Below are 19,785 nucleotides of genomic sequence, written 5' to 3'. Positions count from 1 at the left end.
CCGACCGCGCCAACCCGGCCGATCGTGCCCGGTCGGCGGGGGAGCGGGACCGGGCGCTGGAGACGGCGTACTGCGCCGAGGTGGTGGCGGTGACCTATGAGGCAATGGGGTTGCTGCCGGCGGGTCGGCGTCCGAACTGGTATGACCCGGGGCGGTTCTGGAGCGGGGACGACCTGGGTCTGGCCGCCGACGCCCGGTTGGGTTCCGAGATCGAGGTGCGGGTACCGCCGCGCTGAGGTTTGACCTGGGCGGTGACCGGCAATTGCTGTGACCGTGAACGCCTCCACGGATCTTGCCACGTTGGCCGACTTCTTCGACCGGTACGGCGTGGCGTTGACCTCAGGTGACCTGCCGGCCATCGCCGGCTGCTACGCCCTGCCAGGGCTGGTGGTGGCCGACACCTACAGCTTCTCGTTCACGTCCGCCGCGGCGGTGGCCCTGTCCTTCGTGGGCGCCGCACCCGACTACCAGGACCGGGAGTTGGTAGCGGCCCACGCCCGGATAGAGGACGTGCAGCCGGTGTCCGCGCTGTTGACGATGGTGGCGGTGGAGTGGGAGTTCCTGGACAGTCGGGGGCAGGCGGTGCCGGGGGAACGGTACCGCTACCTGTTGCGTATCTCGGATGACGGACCACTGATCTGCACTGTCGTCCGGACGGGCTGACCGACGGGGGCCGGTCGGCCCGATCCGTACCCGCCTGGTTTCCGGTCCGTGCGGCGCTGGCTACGCTGTCGCGTCGGTGGGGGACGAGGGGAGACCTGATGGCGGTGCGGCCGGACGGTGCGGCAGATTCGCGTGCGGCGCGGGTGTTGGTGTCGGTTCCGTGGATCGTGGTGCTGCTCGGTGTGTGCGCGCTGGTGGTGCTCCTGGTGATCGCGCTGTTGTCGTTTCGGACCAGGGAGCGGGACGCGCCGCCGCAGGCAGCGCCTCCGGCGTTCCTGCCGACCATGCCGGCCGCCGCGTCGGCCACCGGTGGGCCGACTCCGGCCGCTGTGGAGCGGCGCTCGGTGTCGCCGCGACCGTCACGCAGCAGTCGGACGCCGTCACCGCGAGCCTCCGTCACCGGCTCGCCGACTCCGGGGCGGACGAGCGTCCTGTTGGCGCCGTCGGCGGACCAGACGGTCAACGCCAGGTACGAGGTCGGTTCGAACGGCTGGGACGGGGACGCGGCGGTGCTGGCGATCGCCAACGAGTCGAGTCGGTCGGCGGACTGGCAGGTGGAGTTGGTGTTCGACGACGACACCTGGACTCTGCGAGTGGGTGATGACTCGGGCGTCTCGGTGCAGGGCAGCGGGCACGGAAAGTTCGTGTTGCGCGGCACCCGTTCGCTGGACGCGGGTGACTCCCGGAGGCTGCGGCTGCGCGTCGGCTGGGGTGACTCGGGGCAGCGACCGGTCAAGTGCACGATCAACGGGGCCGACTGCCGGATCGGCTGAGCCAGCGCCGCCGCACCCCAGCGCCGCCGCACCGCCGCACCGCCGCACCGCCAAGGCTTTCCGGGCCGGGCCGCCGATCGCTACGCTGCGCGGACGGTCCGCTGAAGGAGGTACATGTCCGGCATGCGCCGTGTTCCGCGCCCGCCACACGGTCCGGTGGCGATCGCCACGTCGCCCTGGATCGTGGTCGGCGCCGGTGTCGTCGTGATGGTGGTCCTGCTCATCGTGGCCCTGGGCGCGTACCGGGGACGTAGCCCCGCGCCGGACGGCGCGCAACCGCCGGCACTGCCGGTGCCGTCTGCGGTGGTGGTGGCTCCGAGCGTGCCCACCTCGGTGCCGTCTCCGGCGCCGGTGCTGCCGGGGATATCCGGCCGTGCGAGCGGGTTGCCGCCGAGCGCCGCAGCAGGGTCCGGTTCACCAACGGCCGATCCGACGGCCGGTCCGATCGGAAAGCCGTCGGCGACGCGGTCGCCGAGCCGGGCCGCGCCGGGGCAGCCGGCGATGACCGGGCGGTACCGGGTGGTGCAGAGCTTCGACGGGGGTTTCATCGGCGAGGTGGCGATGGTCAACACGTCCACCCGGAGCCGTGGTTGGACGGTGCGGTTGGAGTTCTCCGGTGGGCGGCTGGTGACCGCCTGGGTGGAGGGCGTACCACAGGGGACGATCCGCCAGTCCGACGACGGCTTCACCTACGTCAGCGGCGTCGACGTGTCGCCGGGCGGTTCGGTGTCGTTGCGGTTCCACATCGAGCGGGCGTCGCAGACGCCCCGCGCGTGCACGGTGGACGGGGTCCGCTGTAACGGGCTCTGAGCGGCGCTTCCGCAAGGATGCTGCTTTGTTGCGACCATGTTTGCAAGGTATTGCAGAATGTTTCGGCAAGGGTTAGCGTGCGGCCAATCAGCGACCAGAGGAAGGCGTCGATGAAACCCCCGCCGATACCGCGCACCGCCCTGCTGGCCCTTGCCTCCCTGCTCACCGTCACGCTCGTCGGCGCTCCGGTCGCCGTGCACCCCGCCGCCGCAGGCCCCCGGCCGGCCGACGGCGCCCCACTCACGCTTGGCGGCGCGACCCAGTGGCGTGACGAACCCACCGCCGAGGCGCTGCTGAAGGCTGGCGGCAACTCCGCCCGAGCCGAGCAGTTCTACTTCGTCCTGCCGGACCGGTTCGCCAACGGAGACCCCCGCAACGACCGGGGCGGCCTCACCGGCGACCGGCTGCGGACCGGCCTCGACCCGACCGACAAGGGCTTCTACCACGGCGGCGACCTCGCTGGCGTCATCGACAAGTTGGACTACATCCAGGGGATGGGCACCACCGCCATCTGGCTCGCGCCGATCTTCAAGAACCGGCCCGTGCAGGGCGCTGGCGACGACATCTCGGCCGGCTACCACGGCTACTGGATCACCGACTTCACCCAGGTGGACCCGCACTTCGGCACGATGGAAGAGATGAAGCGGCTGGTCAGGCTCGCCCACCAGCGCGGCGTCAAGATCTACCTCGACGTGATCGTCAACCACACCGCTGACGTCATCAAGTACGCCGAGGACAAGTACGCGTACGTGGACAAGGCGACCTCGCCGTACACCGACGCGCAGGGCCGGGCCTTCGAGGACCGCAACCACGCCGACGGCAGCCGGGCGTTCCCGCCGGTCGACAAGGAGTCCTTCCCGTACACGCCGACGTTCGCCGAACCGAAGGACGCGAGCGTCAAGGTCCCGGCCTGGCTGAACGACGCCACCATGTACCACAACCGGGGTGACTCCACGTTCGCCGGCGAGAACAGCGAGTACGGCGACTTCTTCGGTCTCGACGACCTGTGGACCGAGCGTCCCGAGGTGGTCCGGGGCTTGACCAAGGCGTACGGGGACTGGATCGGCGCGACCGGCGTCGACGGCTTCCGACTGGACACCGTGAAGCACGTCAACATGGACTTCTGGCCGCAGTTCAGCCAGGGCATCGAGCGGGCCGCGGAGAAGGCCGGCAAGAAGGACTTCTTCATGTTCGGCGAGGTGTACAGCGCCGATCCGGAGATCAGCTCCAGCTACGTCCGCCAGGGTGGCCTGCCGGCCACCCTCGACTTCGCCTTCCAGGAGGCCGCGCGGGGCTTCACCGCCGGTGCCGGCTCCGCGAAGGCGCTCGCCGACGTGTACGCCCGCGACGACCTCTACGCGGCCCGGGACACCGACGCGGGCCGGTTGACCACCTTCCTCGGCAACCATGACATGGGCCGGATCGGATCGTTCATCGCCGGGGGTGGCAGCGACCCGGCCAGCCACCTGCGTCGTGACCAGCTCGCGCACCAGTTGATGTTCCTGACCCGGGGCCAGCCGGTGGTCTACTCCGGCGACGAGCAGGGCTTCACCGGCCCGGGCGGGGACAAGGACGCCCGCCAGGACATGTTCGCCTCGTCGGTTCCCGACTACCTCGACGACGACCTGCTCGGCACCGACCGCACCCACGCCGCCGACCAGTTCGACCCGACCCACCCGCTGTACCGGACCATCGCCGACCTGGGCCGGCTGCGCCAGGCCCACCCGGCGTTGCGCGACGGCGTCCAGGTCACCAGGTACGCGGCCGACGGGCCGGGCGTCTTCGCCGCCTCCCGGATCGCCCCGGCAGACCGCACCGAGTACGTGGTGGCAGTGAACAACGCCGACACCGCGCAGACTGTCACGGTGGACACCTGGTCGGCCGGCGCCACCTTCACCGGCATCTACGGCGGCGCCGGCACCGGACCGGCCTCCGGCGCATGTTGTGCCGCAGCGCGGGCCGGCGACGACGGTGAACTGACCCTCACCGTGCCGCCGCTGTCGGCCGCCGTGTACCGGGCCGGTCAACCCATCGCACCGGCGGCCGACAAGCCGACCATCACCATCACCAGCCCGGTTCCGGACGCGCCGGTCGCCACCAGGGCGGCGGTCACCGCCCGGGTGACAGGCGATCCCCTGGCCACAGTCACCGTCGCGGCCCGGGTGGCCGGCGGTCGGTGGACGCTGCTGGGCAGCGCCGACCACGCCCCGTACACGGTGCAGCACGACCTGACCGGCCTGGCCGGCGGCACCCGGGTCGAGTACAAGGCGGTGGTCCGCGATGGCCGGGGCCGTACCGCCACCGCCAGGTCCACAGCCGTCGTGGGGACCCCGCCGCAGGGCAGCTCCCGGGAGTGGGCGGTGGTGCACTACCAACGCCCGGCCGGAGGGTACGACGACTGGGGGCTGTACGCCTGGGGGGACATCGACCCGGCGTACGTCACCGAGTGGCCGAAGGGGCAGCCGTTCGCCGGGGAGGACTCCTACGGCCGGTTCGCCTGGGTGAAACTCAAGCCGGGCGCGACGTCGGTGAACTTCCTGGTTGTCGACAAGGCTGGTACGAAGGACGTCGCCCAGGACCGCAGCATCGACGTCACCCGGACCGGGGAGATCTGGCTCAAGCAGGGCGACCCGGCGATCTACCCGAGCAGGCAGGCGGCCGCCGGTGAACCGGAGCCGCCGGTCGAGGAGGGCACCGCGGTGCTCCACTATCGGCGGGCCGACGGCAACTACGACGGTTGGGGCCTGCACCTGTGGGACGGCGCGGCCAACCCGACCGAGTGGTCCGCCCCGCTGCGGCCGAGCGCCGTCGACGCGTTCGGGGCGGTGTTCCGGGTGCCGCTGGCGGCCGGCGCCACCGGCCTGAACTACATCATCCACAACGGCGACACCAAGGACCTGCCCGACGACCAGCGGCTCGACTTCGCCAGCGCCGGTCGGGAGGTGTGGCTGCTCGCCGCCACGCCGGGCCGCCTGCTGCCGTCGACGGCCACCACCGCCAGCGGAGACACCGACATCAGCAAGCAGAAGGCGCACTGGATCGACAGGTCCACAGTGGCCTGGCAGACCCCGCCGACCGACGGTAGGACGTACGCGCTGGTCACCGCACCCACCGGCGGGGTCAGCGTGGTCGACGGCGAGCTGGCCGGCACGTACACCACGTTGCCGCTACGGGCGCAGCGCAACGGGCTCACCGAGGCCCAACGCGACAGGTTCCCGCACCTGTGGTCGTACCGTAGCTTCGCCCTGGACCGGGCGGACCTGGCCAAGGTCCCGGCGGCGCTGCGGGGGCAACTGCTGGTCACCGAACGCGACGCCGAGGGTGCGCTGCTCGCCGCGACCGGCGTGCAGATCCCCGGCGTGCTCGACGACGTGTACTCCCGGGCGACCGACGCGACCCTCGGGCCCACCTTCGCGGGCCGGACGCCGAGCCTCGCGCTGTGGGCGCCGACCGCCCACAGCGTGCGCCTGCAACTGTTCGACTCGCCCACCGCCGCACCCAGGACGGTGCCGATGCGCCGCGACGACCGCACCGGCGTCTGGTCGGTGCGCGGCGACCACACCTGGACCGGCAGGTTCTACCGGTACGAGGTGCGGGCGTGGCAGCCGGCGGCGCAGCGGATGGTCACCGCGTCGGTGACCGACCCGTACGCGGTGGCCCTCGCCGCGGACTCCACGCACAGCCAACTGGTCGACCTGAACGACCCGGCGCTGGCCCCGACTGGCTGGCGCACGCTGCGCAAACCGGCGCCGGTGCCGGCCGCGAAGGCGCAGATCACCGAACTGTCGGTGCGGGACTTCTCCATCGCCGACGACACAGTGCCGACCGAGCGGCGGGGGACCTTCCTCGCGTTCACCGACCCGAAGACCGCCGGCATGACCCACCTGCGGGCGCTCGGCGACGCCGGGGTCACCCACCTGCACCTGCTGCCGGCGTTCGACTTCGCGACGATCCCCGAGAAGCGGGCCGACCAGCGCGAGCCGGCCTGCGACCTGGCGGCGCTGCCGCCGGACTCCGCCGAGCAGCAGAAGTGCGTGGCGGCGGTCGCCGAAGCCGACGGCTACAACTGGGGGTACGACCCGCTGCACTACACGGTGCCCGAGGGTGGCTACGCCGTCGACCCGGTCGGCGCGGCGCGGACCACCGAGTTCCGGCGGATGGTCGCCGGGGTGAACGACGCCGGGCTGCGGGTGGTCATGGACGTGGTCTACAACCACACGTCGGCGGCCGGCACCGACGCGAAGTCGGTGCTCGACCAAATCGTGCCCGGCTACTACCACCGGCTGCTGGAAGACGGCAGTGTGGCCAACTCCACCTGCTGCGCCAACACCGCCCCCGAGCACGCCATGATGGGCAAGCTGGTGGTCGACTCGCTGGTCACCTGGGCCCGGCAGTACAAGGTGGACGGTTTCCGCTTCGACCTGATGGGTCACCACCCGAAGGCGAACATCCTCGCCGTCCGGGCGGCACTGGACCGGCTCACCGTCGCCCGCGACGGCGTGGACGGCAGGGCGATCATGCTCTACGGCGAGGGCTGGAACTTCGGCGAGGTCGCCAACGACGCCCGTTTCGTCCAGGCCACCCAGGCCAACATGGCCGGCACCGGCATCGGCACCTTCAACGACCGGCTGCGCGACGCGGTGCGTGGCGGCGGGCCGTTCGACGCCAACCCCCGGGTGCAGGGTTTCGCCTCCGGGCTCTACACCGACCCGAACGGCGACGCGGCCAACGGGTCACCGGCCGAGCAGAAGGCCCGGCTGCTGCACGCCCACGACCTGATCAAGGTGGGGCTCACCGGCAACCTGCGCGGCTACCGGTTCACCGACACCGCCGGGCGTGAGGTCACCGGGGCGCAGGTGGACTACAACGGCTCCCCGGCCGGCTACACCGCCGCACCGGGGGAGGCCGTCACCTACGCCGACGCGCACGACAACGAGATCCTGTACGACGCGTTGGCGTACAAGCTCCCGCAGGCCACGACGGCGGCGGACCGCTCACGGATGCAGGTGCTGGCGCTCGGCACAGTGGTGCTGGGACAGGGCACCGGGTTCGTCACCGCCGGCACCGAGCGGCTGCGGTCGAAGTCGTTGGACCGCAACTCGTACAACTCCGGTGACTGGTTCAACCAGATCCGGTGGGGCTGCGAGCGGGGCAACGGGTTCGGTGCCGGACTGCCGCCCGCACCCGACAACGAGGACAAGTGGTCGTACGCGAAGCCGCTGCTGGCCGACCCGACGCTGGTGCCGGACTGCGCGGCGATCAACACCACCGACGCCAGGTACGCCGAGTTGCTGCGCATCCGGGCGTCGTCGCCGGTGTTCGGGCTGGCCACCGCCGAGCAGGTGCAGCGGAGGGTGGCGTTCCCGCTGTCCGGCGCGCAGGAGACACCGGGGGTGCTGACCATGACCCTGGACGCCGGTGGGCTGGGCGGGCCGTGGAAGTCGCTGACCGTCGTCTTCAACAGCACCCCGTCGGCGGCCGACCAGACGGTGACCGGACTGCGCGGAGCGGACGTGGCACTGCACCCGGTGCTTGTCGACTCGGCCGACCCGGTGCTGCGTACCGCCTCGTTCGACAGGGCGGCCGGCACGTTCACCGTCCCGGCGCGCAGCGTGGCGGTCTTCGTCCAGAAGTGACGCGAACCGGCCCCCTTCCGCGTCTCGCGGAAGGGGGCCGGTCCGTTGTGCCGGCGCTACGCCGTCGTCACCCGAGGGTGCTGAGTCGTCGTCACCCGAGGGTGAGCGATCAGGCGAAGCAGTTCTCGATGGTGCCGCCCGGGATGGCCAGGCAGTTGGTCGGACGGTTCGCGGTGATGGCGGACTTGTCGTCCACGTTCACGTCTCCGAAGAAGCTGAAGACACCGCCCGGCTCGAAGGTGGAGAAGTTGTGGGCGACGTTCGTCTTCGACAGGTTGACCTCGCCGAAGATGTTGAAGATGCCGCCGCCGACCCCGATCGGGCCGATAGCCCGGTTGCCGACAACCTCGCTGTCGCGCAGCGTGGTGACGCTGAAGGCGTTGAAGAGCCCGCCGCCGAAGAAGCCGGCGGTGTTGTCCTTGATGCTGCTCTTCTCGAACGTGACCGCGCTGTCGAAGGCGATGGCTACACCGCCACCGACACCTGCGGTGCTGTTCTTCTCGACCGTGGCGTTGTGCAGGTTCAGCTGGCTGTCCGCAGCGGCGATACCGCCACCGGCGAGAACCGCGGTGTTCGAGACGAACTTGGTCTCGTACGCCGTGGTGTTGCCCTCGATGTCGAGGTAGCCACCGCCGAAGCCGAGCGTCTCGTTGTCGGTGATCTCGGCCTTCTTGAGCTCGACCGTACCGCCGTCGACGTCGTCGGCGAAGATCCGCGCGGCGCCGTTGGAGATACCGCCACCACCGATGATGGCCGTGTTGTCCTTGATCTTCGACTCCTCGACCTTGAGCAGGCCGGCGTTGAAGACGCCGCCACCGAAGAAGAAGGCGGTGTTACGGGTGACGGTGCTGTGCCAGATCTTCGTGGTGCCGAAGTTGGCCACACCACCACCGTTGCCGCCCGACTGGTTCAGGACGACCTCGGACTCCAGGATCTCGGCGGTGCCACCCGGCTGAACCAGGATGCCGGCGCCGTCGGTGGACTCCGGGTATTCGACGAGCGGCGTCACGACGCCCCCCTGAGCGGTCGGCGCGGCCTTGGCCGTGACCTTCGGTGCCGCCGTCAGGCCCGCCTTCGGGTTGGCCTGCCGGGAGGCGAGCGCCTGGTTCAGCGGAACGCCTGCCTTGACCTGCGCAGCGATCGCCTCGGAGTCCGAGTAGGACGCCCAGACGGCCGCCGGCTCGACGCCGTTGTACCGTTCGAGGGTCTGGCCACCCTTGATGGTCAGGCCCTTGATGGTGAGGTGACCGCCGGCGCCGACGTTGAGGATGCGGAAGTAGTCCGCGGTGGCTTCCCGAGAGATCGTGGTGTGCTCGCCCTTGAGCGTGATCCGCTCGGTGATCACCGGCAGGCCGTTGCCCTCGTAGTCGTTGCGGCTCAGGTTGTAGGTGCAGCCCTTGGCCAGCTCCAGCACACCGCCGTGCTTGTTGTTGGCGAACACGATCGCCTGAATCAGCTTGTCGGTGTCGCAGGGCACCTCCTTCCCGCGCTCGTGGTCCTTGTCCCGGTCCTTGTCCTTGTCCCGGTCCTTGTTGCGGTCCTCGTCCTTGTCCCAGTCGCGCGCCTCGTCACCCCGCTGGTCGCCGTCCTTGCTGACCTGCGCGGTGTTCCAGTTCAAGCCGACCGCTCCGGCGCTGCCCGCGACGCCAACCGCCGCGAGACTGATCACGCCCGTCAAACCGGCCACGCCACTGGCGAGCCAGAGCTTGCGGCGGCTCTTGGCCGTCGCCCGCCCGGAGGCTTCGTTGTTCGTTAGGTAGTTGGACATCGGAGCTCTCTGCCCTCTCCTCGTACCAGACAGGGTCGCCGCCGTCAGACGGGCGTCCCCTGCTACAAATCGGTTGTAGCTCCCAAAACCACCGTATGAGAAGGTTCCTCGCCTCGCGGGCTTATCCGAGAGAAGCCCACATTCGGTTCATGTTGCCCCCACCGGGGTCCGGACCGACACACCGCCACCCAAGCCGGCCTGCAAGCGCCTGACCTGCCCAAATGGGTACGCCCCTCCGAGCCGGTCACGGCTCGAAGGGGCGCGCCCTCTATGTGTTTCGGCCCCACCCGATCAGGCGAAGCAGTCCAAAACGTTGAAGCAGTTGGTCGGGCGGTTGGCAGTGACCGCGGACTCGTCGTCCAGCGTCACGGTGCCGCCGAGGCTGTTGAAGATGCCCCCCGGCTCAAGGGTGGAGAAGTTGTGCGCCACCTTCGTCCGGTAGAGCGTCACCTCGCCGCCCTCGGTGTTGAGGATGCCGCCGCCACGGGCGAACGGACCGACGGCCCGGTTGCCCGACACCTCGCTGTCGCGCAGCGTGGTGACGCTCACCTCGTTGAAGAGGCCGGCGCCGGAGAAGCCCGCCGTGTTGTCGTTGATCCTGCTGTTCTCGATGGTCGCAACGCTGTCGAAGGCGGCCACACCGCCACCCGAGCGAGCGGCGCTGTTCCTGACCACCGTGGCGTCCTTGAGGGTGAGCTGGCTGTCGGCCACCGCGACCCCACCACCGTCGAGCACCGCGGTGTTGTCACTGACCGTCGTCTGGTGCAACGTCGTGGTGCCCTCGACGTCCAGGACGCCGCCGCCGAAGCCGAGCGTCTCGTTGTCGGTGATCTCGCTCTTGTAGACCCAGACCGAGCCGCCGTCGACGTCCTCGGTGAAGATGTCGGCAGCGCCGTTGGAGATGCCGCCGCCGCCGATGATCCCGGTGTTGTCGGTGATCTTCGACTCGTCGACCTGGAGTACGCCGGCGTTGAAGATGCCGCCGCCGAAGAAGAAGGCGGTGTTGTGCGCCACAGTCGTCTTGCTGAGCCTGGCGCTGCCGAAGTTGGCCAACCCGCCGCCGTTGCCGCCGGACTGGTTGTAGAGCAGCTCGCTGTCCAGGATCTCCGCGCGGCCACCGGGCTGCACCAGCACCCCGGCCCCGTCGGTGAACCCGGGCTGCTCGACCAGCGGCACCACCGCCGTACCGGCCCCCACCGGCTTCGCCGCAGCGGCTACCGGCTTGGCCGGGGCGGCCTTGCTGGCAGTCGGGGCGGCCTTGGTTGCTGCCGCTGCGGGCTTGGCTGGCGCTGCTTTCGCCGCCGGCTTGGCGTCGGCCTTGGCGGTGGCCTTCACGGGCGCTGCCTTCGTGGCCGGCTTGCCGGCGGTTGCTGCCGGCTTCGCTGCCGCTGCCTTGGCGCCCGGCGCGGCCGTGGTCGTCGGCTTCCCGGCGGGCGTCGCTGCTGCCGCCGGCTCGGCCACCGTCGAGCGGACCTGGGCCGAGTACGGCGCCCAGACCGTCGTCGGGTCGAAGGCCATCGGGGGCTGAAGGGTCTGGCCACCCCTGATGCTCAGGCCCTTGAGAGTGAGGTGCCCGCCAGCGCCGACGTTGAGGATGCGGAAGTAGTCGGCTGTGGCCTCGCGGCCGATGGTGGTGTGCTCACCCTTGAGGGTGATGCGCTCGGTGATCACCGGGAGGCCGTTGCCGTCCTGGTTGCGGGTCAGGGTGTAGGTGCAGCCCCTGGCCAGCTCCAGTACGCCGCCGTCCTCGTTGTTGGCGAACGTGATCGCCTGGATCAGCTTGTCGGAGTCGCACGGGACCTGCCTGGTCCGGTCCTTCTCGTCGTCCTTGCCGTCCTTGCGCTCCTTGCCATCCTTGCCGGACTGGTCGTCGAAGCCGCTCCAGTCGCCGCTCCACTCGTCGTCCTGACCGCCGTCGTCCTTGGCGCCGCCCTTGTCCGCGCCGCCGTCGTCGTTGACGTTCTGCCGGTTGGTCGACGGCTGCGCATCGGACACCTGGTCGGCCTTTGGCTTGTCGTTTCGAGCGGCGACGCCGCCGAGGGCCGCCAGCCCGACCACGCCGGTCAGCCCGGCCACGCCGGCGACCCAGAGCGCCCGCCTTCGCCGTGTCGGCGGAGCTGCCGAGGCCCCGCCGTCGGTACTCGTTACGTCGTTGGACATCAGAGCCTTCCGCCCTTTCCTGCTACCAGACGGGATCGCACCGCCCGAGGCGCCACGACCAGCTACAAATGGGTTGTAGCCTCTGATCCTCACCGTATGAGAACCATCTTCGCGATGCGGACGTATCCGAGATAACCACGCATTGGGCGCAGGTCGGGTGAGGGCGGCCAACCGGTCCGGGGTCGGCGGAAAGGACCCGAGCGCGCACACCGACCGTTGCTGGCGCTCGGCTTTCTTGAAAACGCGGCATCCGAGCGGCCGGGACAGCGCGACTTCAAGGAAGCCGAGTGGATCACGGCGGAAGCCCCTGGCCGCCAGCCCTCAAGAAGGGGCAGGCGGCCAGGGGCTGGCGGCGAAGGGGCGAGGGGCGGTCAGGCCAGGGGCGGTCGGGCCAGGAGTGGACGGCCAGGGGCTGGCGGCGAGGGCCGGTCAGGCCAGGGGCTGGCGGCCAGGGGCGGGCTTGATCCGCCAGCCTCGGCCGCCAGCAGGCTCAGCTGGGCAGGCGGGGGCCGGCTTCGCGCTGCTCGGCCAGCCAGGTCTCCACCTCGTCGGAGGTGCGGGGCAGCCCGGCCGACAGGTTGACCGCGCCGGTCGCGGTGACCAGCACGTCGTCCTCGATCCGAATGCCCATACCGCGCAGCTCGGCAGGGACCAGCTCGTCCTCCGGCTGGAAGTACAGACCGGGCTCGACGGTGAGCACGTAGCCCTCGCCCAGCGCGCCGTCGCGGTAGGTCTCCTTGCGGGCGTTGGAGCAGTCGTGCACGTCGATGCCGAGCATGTGGCCGAAGCCGTGCAGCGTCCACCGCCGGTAGACCGTCGACTTCTCGTCCATCGCCTCGTCCACGCTCACCGGCAGCAGACCCAGCTCGGACAGGCCCTCGGCGAGCACCCGCATGCAGGTCAGGTGGACGTCCTTGAACTTCACCCCCGGGCGGATCGCCTCGATGCCGGCCTGCTGCGAGGCGTACACGATGTCGTAGACCTGGCGCTGTAGCGCGGTGAACCGGCCGCTCACCGGCAGCACCCGGGTGACGTCGGCGGTGTAGAGGTTGCGGCCCTCGACACCCATGTCCATCAGCAGCAGGTCACCCGGTCGGGTGGCGCCGTGGTTGTGCACCCAGTGCAGGATCGTGGCGTGCTCGCCGGCACCGACGATCGAGCTGTACCCGACGTCGTTGCCGTCGTGGCGGGCCCGCAGCGCGAAGACGCCCTCCAGCAGCCGCTCGGAGACCGCCCGGTCGGCCGGCAGGATCCGGGCGACGTCCTCGAAGCCGCGGACGGTGGCGTCGATCGCGTCCTGGAGTTGGCCGATCTCCCACTCGTCCTTGACCAGCTTCATCTCCGAGATGGCGATGGCCAGCTCACGGTCGCGGGCCGGCTGGCCCTCCGTGCGGGGCCCGTCGTAGGGCCGGACGGCCGCGTCCACCTGGGCGTCGAAACCGCGCAGCACCCGGGTACGCCCCGGAGCCAGGTCGGCGAGGGTCGCCTCCAGGCCGGTCAGGTCGGCGGTGGGCAGGCCCAGCTCGGTCGACTTCTCGCCGAGGGTGTGCCGCCGGCCCACCCACAGCTCGCCGTTGCGGCTGCGGAAGAACTCGTCGGTCTCCCGGGAGGATCGGGGCCGCATGTACAGCGTCGCGTCGTGCCCCGAGCCGTTCGGGCGCAGCACCAGGACGCTGTCGGCGTCGTGGTCGCCGGTCAGGTAGGCGAAGTCGCTGCCCGGCCGGAACGGGTAGTCGGTGTCGTTGGCCCGGACCTTCTCGGTGCCGGTGGGGATCACCAGCGTCTCGCCGGGGAAGGCCGCCGAGAGCGCTGCCCGTCGCTTGGCGTAGTTGGGCGTCTCCGGGCGGGGCGTCACGGGGAGCGCGGTGTCGCTCCAGCCCTGCCGCATGAAGGACAGGAACGCCTCCGGGAAGTCCGGATCGTGCGATTCCGTACCGTCCGTCGGCGTACCGTCGGTCTGTCCCTCGGTCATTGCGCCGCTCCCTCCGCTTCGTTGCTGGTCCCGACGGTACCGCGCGTCCGGTTGGCGGTAACGCCCCCTGGGAGTCGGGTGGATCGACGGACGGCTGCAAGGGCCGACAGCGCGCGTGGAAAGATGGCCACCATGTGCGGACTTCTGGCCTTCTTCAGCGCGAACGGCAACGCCGCCGCGCATCGCGACCACATCGCCGGAGCGTTGGAATGCCTGCACCACCGCGGCCCCGACGAGACAGGGGTCGAGGTGGTCGGCGACGCCTCCGGCCGGTACGCGGACGGCGTGTTCGCCCACAAGCGGCTGGCCATCATCGACGTCGCGTCGAGCCACGAGCCACTGCCCTACGCGAACGGCCGTTACCTGCTGACCTTCAACGGCGAGATCTACAACTACATCGAGCTGCGCGAGGAGTTGATCAGAAACTTCGGTGCCCAGTTCGCCACCGCCGGTGACGGCGAGGTGATCGTCGCGGGCTACCACTTCTGGGGTGAGCAGGTGCTCACCCGGCTGCGGGGCATGTTCGCCTTCGTCATCTGGGACCGGCAGGAACGTCGGGCGTTCGGTGCCCGCGACTATTTCGGCATCAAGCCGATGCACTACCTGGAGACCGCCGACGGCCTCTACCTGGCCTCGGAGAAGAAGGCGCTGCTGCCGTTCGCGCACAGCAACTACCAGGGCGACGCTGGCGTCGACACGGCGAACCTGAGTCACTACCTGACCCTGCAGTACGTCCCCGAGCCCGGCACCCTGCACAAGGGCATCAGCCGGATCGGCTCCGGGGAGTACCTGAACTGGACCCCGGGCGGCCGGATCGACGTACGCCGGTGGTACCGGCCGGTGTTCCGGCCGGCGCCGGTCGACGACGAGCAGAGGCTCTACCACGAGATCCGCGAGACGCTGCGGGAGAGCGTGCGCATGCACATGCGCTCCGACGTGCCGGTCGGCTCGTTCCTGTCCAGTGGCATCGACTCCACAGCGGTGGTGGCGCTGGCGCGGGAGTTCAACCCGAACATCCTCACCTTCACCGTCGGCTACGACGTGCCGGGTTACTCGGAGATCGACGTCGCGCAGGATTCGGCCCGGCACCTGGACGTCACGACGATCCCCACCAAGATCGGTCCGCAGGACATGATCGACGCGCTGCCGAAGATCGTCTGGCACCTTGACGACCCGGTGGCCGACCCGGCGCTGGTACCGCTCTACTTCGTGGCGAAGAAGGCCGCCGAGCACGTCACAGTGGTGCTCTCCGGTGAGGGCGCGGACGAGTTCTTCGGCGGTTACACGATCTACCGGGAGCCGCTGTCGCTGGGCACCGTCAACGGTCTGCCCGGCGGTGTGCAGAAGGGGCTGCGCGCGGTCTCCAAGGCGATCCCGCAGGGGGTCAAGGGCAAGAGCTTCCTGGAGCGCGGCACCACCCCGATCGAGGAGCGTTACTACGGCAACGCCCGGATGTTCACCGAGGAGGAGAAGCAGCACCTGATGCGCCGCTACGACCCCTCGGTGCGCTACACGGACGTCACCGCCCCGATCTACGCCGAGTGCACGGAGCTCGACGACGTCACCAAGATGCAGTACGTCGACCTCTACACCTGGCTGCGCGGCGACATCCTGGTCAAGGCCGACCGGATCTCGATGTCGCACTCGCTGGAGGTGCGGGTGCCGTTCCTCGACCGTGAGGTCTTCGACGTCGCGGCGAAGATCCCGGTCGACCTGAAGTTGCCGCCGCGCTCCGACGCCACCAAGTACGCGATGCGTCAGGCGTTGCAGGGTGTCGTGCCGCCGGCCATCGTCAACCGCAAGAAGTTGGGCTTCCCGACCCCCACCCGGGTGTGGCTGCGCGGCGAGATGTACGAGTGGGCCCGGCACGTGCTCAGCACCTCGGGCGCGGGTGACCTGCTCGACCTGTCGTACGCGCTGCGGCTGCTCGACGAGCACAAGCGGGAGGAGGCCGACCACTCCCGCAAGGTGTGGACGGTGCTGATCTTCTGCATCTGGCACGCGATCTTCGTGGCCAAGACCCTCGACCCGGGCATCCAGCGCAACCAGTCCGCCCTGCTCACGAAGCCGGTGGTCGGCTCCATGGTCCGCTGACCCCGGCCGCCCCACCCTGTTGATCAAGAGGTTTGCGTCATCCGGAGCGATTCCGGTGACGCAAACCTCTTGATCATTTCACTGTGGTGGTGGTTAGCGGCGGGCGCAGGTGACCGTGGGGAGCCCGTTCGTGCCTGTGGAGCTGGCCAGGAAGCCGAACGTGGTGGTGCCCTCCGGTGCGACTGTGCCGTTGTAGGCGACGTTCGTCGCCGTCACCGTCGAGCCGGACGATGTCTGGGTGGCACCCCAGATCTGACTGATCGACTGTCCGTTGGGCCAAGCCCAACTCGCCGTCCAACCGGCGAACGGCGTACTGCCGTGGTTCATGATCGTGACCTCGCCCTGGAAGCCACCCTGCCAGGCGCTGCTCACCTTGTAGGTGGCCATGCAGTCACCGCCCGACGGCGGTGGGGTGGTCGGGTCGGTCGGCGGGTCCGTCGGGTCGGTCGGCGGGTCCGTCGGGTCGGTCGGCGGGTCGGTCGGGTCGGTCGGCGTGCCACCCGGACCCACGCCGGTGACCTGGCCGCTGCCGCCGTCGAAGGTCACGTCGGAGCAGCCGAAGAAGTTCTCCTGCGAATCCGAGCGGACCCAGCGGGAGTAGATGATGTGCCGGCCACTCTTACCCGACGGCAGGTTGCCGCTGAAGTAGTAGTGCCCGTCGTTGCTGCCGACCGAGCCGCGCTGCGGCGGGTTGGTCACCGTCAGGAACGGCTCCTCCAGGTCACTCCAGGCCAGGGCCCGGGTCGGGCTCCAGCTGTTCTTGGTGACGTAGAAGTAGAACGTGCCCGGGTGGTGCGCCCAGTTGCTGTACTTGAAGTCCAACCGCGCCCCGGAGGTCAGGTGGGTCAGCGGCCAGTCGGTGCGGGGCAGGTCGTAGCCGCGGAAACCGGTGTTGCCGCCGCTGCACAGTTGCCCGTCCGGGATGAAGCCGGTGGTCCGGCCGCCAGCGTCGGAGCGCAGCACGCTGAACCAGTTGTACAGCGAGTTCGCCCCGCTCTGCGCCACGGCGGCGGAGCACGCGGGGTTGTTCGGCTTGATCTCACCGGTCTGGCTGCGGCCGTCCTGCCAGCACAGGTAGGTGCGGCTGCCCGGCGTCATCGCCGCGCCGTGCGCGGCGGCCGGCTGAGGAGTGGACGCCAGGGCGACAGCGCCCAGCGCGAGAGTCATGGCCGCGGTGAGCAAGGCGGCCATACGGGAACGGTTCACGGGTTCTCCTGACTCGCGAGGGGCGCTTGTCCGAGCCGCCCCGCCGCAATCGGGTGGGATGTGGCGTGATCGCCCCGCTGTCGTGAGCGGTGCGACGATCACGGCGACGTGCCCCGGCGGAAAACAGCCGGTGGACGTGCGCCGTCGACGGTCCTGTCCTGGACCGGTGCCCTCGCGTCTAACCAACCCGGCAACCGGCGGCGCCGCAGCCCTCGCACCGCCCGGTACGCGTCATCCCACCACGCCACGGCGGCCGAGCGCAATAGTCGTTCCTCGATGCATGAGAAGTCCCGTCGGTCGCCGCTGGACGCCATATCCTGCGTACGGGGAGCGGGAACGGAGAGGCGGCAGCCGGTGCCGGACGTGTTCGACGAGGTGCACCGCCGGTGCCGCGACGGCGAGCCGGTCGCGCTGGCCACGGTGGTGGCCACCTGGCACTCCGCCCCGCAGCCACCCGGCGCCGCCATGGTGGTCGCGACCGACGGCACGGTCATCGGCAGCGTCTCCGGCGGCTGCGTCGAAGCCGATCTCTACGAACGCGCCCGCCTGGTGCTCGACACCGGCCAACCCGAGCTGTGCCGCTACGGGATCAGCGACGACGACGCGTACACAGTGGGCCTGACCTGCGGCGGCATCCTCGACGTGTTTGTGGAGCGCGTCGACACGAGCGCCCTGCCGGTGCTGGAGGCGGTCGCCGCCGCCCGCCGAAGCGGCCACCCGGCGGCGATCGTCACCTGCGTGGCCGCCGACGCCGGCAGTTCTCCGGGCGGCGGATCGACCGACCCGGCCCGGCGGCTCGGCCGGCGGCTGGTGCTGACCGGCCAGGGGTCCGTCGGCTCGCTCGGTGACGACCGCCTCGACGACGCGGCCAGCGCCGACGCCCTCGGGCTGCTCGCCGCCGGACGCAGCGGAATGCTCCGGTACGGGTACCACGGGCAACGCCGGGGCGGCGGCATCAGCCTCTTCGTGACCGCGTACGCCAACCCGCCCCGGATGATCGTCTTCGGTGCGATCGACTTCGCCGCCGCGGTGGCCCGGATCGGCGCGTTCCTCGGCTACCGGGTCACCGTCTGCGACGCCCGGCCGGTCTTCGCCACCGCGCGGCGCTTTCCCGAAGCGGACGAGGTGGTGGTGCAGTGGCCGCACCGCTACCTGCGTACCGAGTTGGCGGCCGATCGGCTCGACGAGCGGACAGTGCTGTGCGTGCTCACCCACGACCCCAAGTTCGACGTGCCGTTGCTGGAGCTGGCGCTGCGCCACCCGCTGGCGTACGTCGGCGCGATGGGCTCACGGCGCACCCACGACGAGCGGCACAAGCTGCTGAGTGAGGCGGGGCTCAGCCCGGCGCAGCTCGCCCGGCTCGCCTCCCCGATCGGGTTGGACCTCGGTGGTCGTACCCCGGAGGAGACCGCAGTGAGTGTGGCCGCGCAGATCGTCGCGGCCCGGTGGGGTGGCACCGGCCGCCCCCTCGCGGCTGTCGACGGGCCGATCCACCGGCCGGGGTAGCGCGCACGTCGGTGCACGGCCTTCGGCGCCCATCGGGCCGTGCGTTGTGCCAGCCTGGTGCCACGGAGATCGGCTCGGCGAGCGGCAGCCGGTGGCGACGACGAGAGGATCGGCATGGGGTACGCGGTGGTGCTCGGCGAAGCGCTCGTCGACCTGCTCGACAGCGAAATCGACGGGGAACGGGTCTATCGGCAGGCCATCGGCGGCGGGCCACTCAACGTCGCCGTCGGCGTGGCCCGACTCGGCGGTGCGGCACAGTTCGTCGGCTCGCTCGGTGACGACGCGCTGGGCGGCAGGATCCGCGACTTCCTCACCGCGGCCGACGTCGGGGTGGCCGGTGCGATCACGGTCCCGGCACCGACCACGCTCGCCGTGGTCACGTACGCCGGACCGGAGCCGGACTTCCGTTTCTACGGCGAGCCGGCCTCCTACGGACTGCTCGGCCCCGACGATCTGGACCTGGCGCTGCTGGAGGGCGCCGACGTGCTCTACTGCGGCTCGATCGTGCTGCTCCAACCCGACACGCTGGCCGCCGCCCGCCGTGCCTGGTCGCTCGCCGCCGGCCTGCGGGTCTTCGACCCGAACGTACGTCCCCGGCTGCTGAACGGGCCAGCCGCGCTGGAAGGGCTGCGCGAGGTGGTCGCCGAGTTCGCCGCCGGCGCGCACCTGGTCAAGCTGAGCGCCGCCGACGCGGTGCTGCTCTATCCCGGTGAGCCGGTCGAGGGGGTGGCGGCGTACCTGCGTGAGTTGGGGGCGGCCACTGTGGTGGTGACGCTCGGCGCGGCCGGTGCGGTGCTGGCCGCCGCCGAAGCCGACCCGGTCCGGGTGCCGGCCCCCACTGTCAACGCCATCGACGCCACCGGCGCGGGTGACTCCGTGATGGCCGCGCTGATCGCCGACCTGCTCGTCGACGGCGAACCGGAGAGCCCGTCAGGCTGGGTCGACCGGGTCGCCTTCGCGCTGCGGGTTGCCGGCCTGGTCTGCGAATCCCCGGGCGGCGCCACCGCCATGCCCACCCGCACCGCCGTCCAAAACCGCTTCAACCCCTAACCCCACCCCGCCCCACCCCGCCCCACCCCGCCCCCGCGCCGCCCCGCCCCGCCCCGCCCCCGCGCCGATCTTGCACTTTCGGTCGAGGTTTTGTCCGCTTTGCTCGGCTTTAACCCCACACAAAGTGCAAGATCGCGGCGGGGGTGG

The 19,785-nt window shown here is 70.5% G+C and carries 11 protein-coding genes and 1 pseudogene; 8 read left to right on the top strand and 4 right to left on the bottom strand.

Annotation, left to right across the window (positions count from 1 at the left end; all coding sequences use genetic code 11):
- The 5 genes and pseudogenes from MED01_RS34560 to pulA form a co-directional block, all read left to right on the top strand.
- A pseudogene (locus MED01_RS34560) lies at nt 1-236 on the top strand (hypothetical protein); the annotation flags it as partial.
- Between the two features lie 37 nt (nt 237-273).
- Entirely contained in the window at nt 274-663 is a 390-nt protein-coding gene (locus MED01_RS34555; RefSeq protein ID WP_238672700.1) for a DUF6841 family protein, read from the top strand.
- A gap of 98 nt (nt 664-761) precedes the next feature.
- The gene (locus MED01_RS34550) at nt 762-1,436 is read left to right on the top strand and encodes a hypothetical protein (protein ID WP_238672699.1); all 675 of its coding nucleotides are present in this window, start codon (nt 762-764) and stop codon (nt 1,434-1,436) included.
- 123 nt (nt 1,437-1,559) lie between these two features.
- On the top strand, nt 1,560-2,246 hold the full coding sequence (locus MED01_RS34545; protein ID WP_238672698.1) for a cellulose binding domain-containing protein: 687 nt from the start codon (nt 1,560-1,562) through the stop codon (nt 2,244-2,246).
- A gap of 110 nt (nt 2,247-2,356) precedes the next feature.
- On the top strand, nt 2,357-7,882 hold the full coding sequence (gene pulA / locus MED01_RS34540; RefSeq protein ID WP_238672697.1) for a pullulanase-type alpha-1,6-glucosidase: 5,526 nt from the start codon (nt 2,357-2,359) through the stop codon (nt 7,880-7,882).
- Nucleotides 7,883-7,991: 109 nt separating this feature from the next.
- Here pulA and MED01_RS34535 read toward each other — a convergent pair whose 3' ends face one another.
- The 3 genes from MED01_RS34535 to MED01_RS34525 all read right to left on the bottom strand — a co-directional run bounded on the left by MED01_RS34535 (nt 7,992) and on the right by MED01_RS34525 (nt 13,782).
- Complete coding sequence (locus tag MED01_RS34535; RefSeq protein WP_238672696.1) at nt 7,992-9,650, bottom strand: hypothetical protein; 1,659 nt, start codon at nt 9,648-9,650, stop codon at nt 7,992-7,994.
- A gap of 291 nt (nt 9,651-9,941) precedes the next feature.
- Nucleotides 9,942-11,810: a hypothetical protein gene (locus MED01_RS34530; protein ID WP_238672695.1), complete on the bottom strand. Its 1,869-nt coding sequence runs from the start codon at nt 11,808-11,810 to the stop codon at nt 9,942-9,944.
- Nucleotides 11,811-12,300: 490 nt separating this feature from the next.
- Nucleotides 12,301-13,782, bottom strand: a complete 1,482-nt coding sequence (locus MED01_RS34525) for an aminopeptidase P family protein (protein ID WP_238672694.1) — start codon at nt 13,780-13,782, stop codon at nt 12,301-12,303.
- Between the two features lie 132 nt (nt 13,783-13,914).
- Between MED01_RS34525 and asnB the strand changes: the two genes are divergently transcribed.
- Nucleotides 13,915-15,876 carry an asparagine synthase (glutamine-hydrolyzing) gene (gene asnB, locus MED01_RS34520; RefSeq protein WP_238672693.1) on the top strand — a complete coding sequence of 654 codons (1,962 nt, stop codon included), beginning with the start codon at nt 13,915-13,917 and terminating at the stop codon, nt 15,874-15,876.
- A gap of 93 nt (nt 15,877-15,969) precedes the next feature.
- On the opposite strand, the gene MED01_RS34515 is transcribed toward asnB, so the two are convergent.
- Entirely contained in the window at nt 15,970-17,067 is a 1,098-nt protein-coding gene (locus MED01_RS34515; protein ID WP_238672718.1) for a lytic polysaccharide monooxygenase, read from the bottom strand.
- 369 nt (nt 17,068-17,436) lie between these two features.
- On the opposite strand from MED01_RS34515, the gene MED01_RS34510 reads away from it, so the two are divergent.
- Nucleotides 17,437-18,588 carry an XdhC family protein gene (locus MED01_RS34510; protein WP_238672692.1) on the top strand — a complete coding sequence of 384 codons (1,152 nt, stop codon included), beginning with the start codon at nt 17,437-17,439 and terminating at the stop codon, nt 18,586-18,588.
- A 114-nt stretch (nt 18,589-18,702) separates the two neighbouring features.
- The gene (locus MED01_RS34505; protein WP_238672691.1) at nt 18,703-19,638 is read left to right on the top strand and encodes a carbohydrate kinase family protein; all 936 of its coding nucleotides are present in this window, start codon (nt 18,703-18,705) and stop codon (nt 19,636-19,638) included.
- The last annotated feature ends 147 nt before the right edge of the window (nt 19,639-19,785 follow it).

This window comes from Micromonospora alfalfae (assembly GCF_022230925.1).
GTDB classification, from domain to species: domain Bacteria; phylum Actinomycetota; class Actinomycetes; order Mycobacteriales; family Micromonosporaceae; genus Micromonospora; species Micromonospora alfalfae.
Note: the sequence above shows the minus strand (reverse complement) of the source record. Positions and strands in the feature narration are given on the sequence as shown.

Coding starts and splice junctions, on each gene's coding strand:
- MED01_RS34550 (WP_238672699.1), top strand. CDS start 762: ATGGCGGTGCGGCCGGACGGTGCGGCAGATTCGCGTGCGGCGCGGGTG.
- MED01_RS34545 (WP_238672698.1), top strand. CDS start 1,560: ATGCGCCGTGTTCCGCGCCCGCCACACGGTCCGGTGGCGATCGCCACG.
- pulA (WP_238672697.1), top strand. CDS start 2,357: ATGAAACCCCCGCCGATACCGCGCACCGCCCTGCTGGCCCTTGCCTCC.
- MED01_RS34535 (WP_238672696.1), bottom strand. CDS start 9,650: ATGTCCAACTACCTAACGAACAACGAAGCCTCCGGGCGGGCGACGGCC.
- MED01_RS34530 (WP_238672695.1), bottom strand. CDS start 11,810: ATGTCCAACGACGTAACGAGTACCGACGGCGGGGCCTCGGCAGCTCCG.
- MED01_RS34525 (WP_238672694.1), bottom strand. CDS start 13,782: ATGACCGAGGGACAGACCGACGGTACGCCGACGGACGGTACGGAATCG.
- asnB (WP_238672693.1), top strand. CDS start 13,915: ATGTGCGGACTTCTGGCCTTCTTCAGCGCGAACGGCAACGCCGCCGCG.
- MED01_RS34515 (WP_238672718.1), bottom strand. CDS start 17,067: ATGGCCGCCTTGCTCACCGCGGCCATGACTCTCGCGCTGGGCGCTGTC.
- MED01_RS34505 (WP_238672691.1), top strand. CDS start 18,703: ATGGGGTACGCGGTGGTGCTCGGCGAAGCGCTCGTCGACCTGCTCGAC.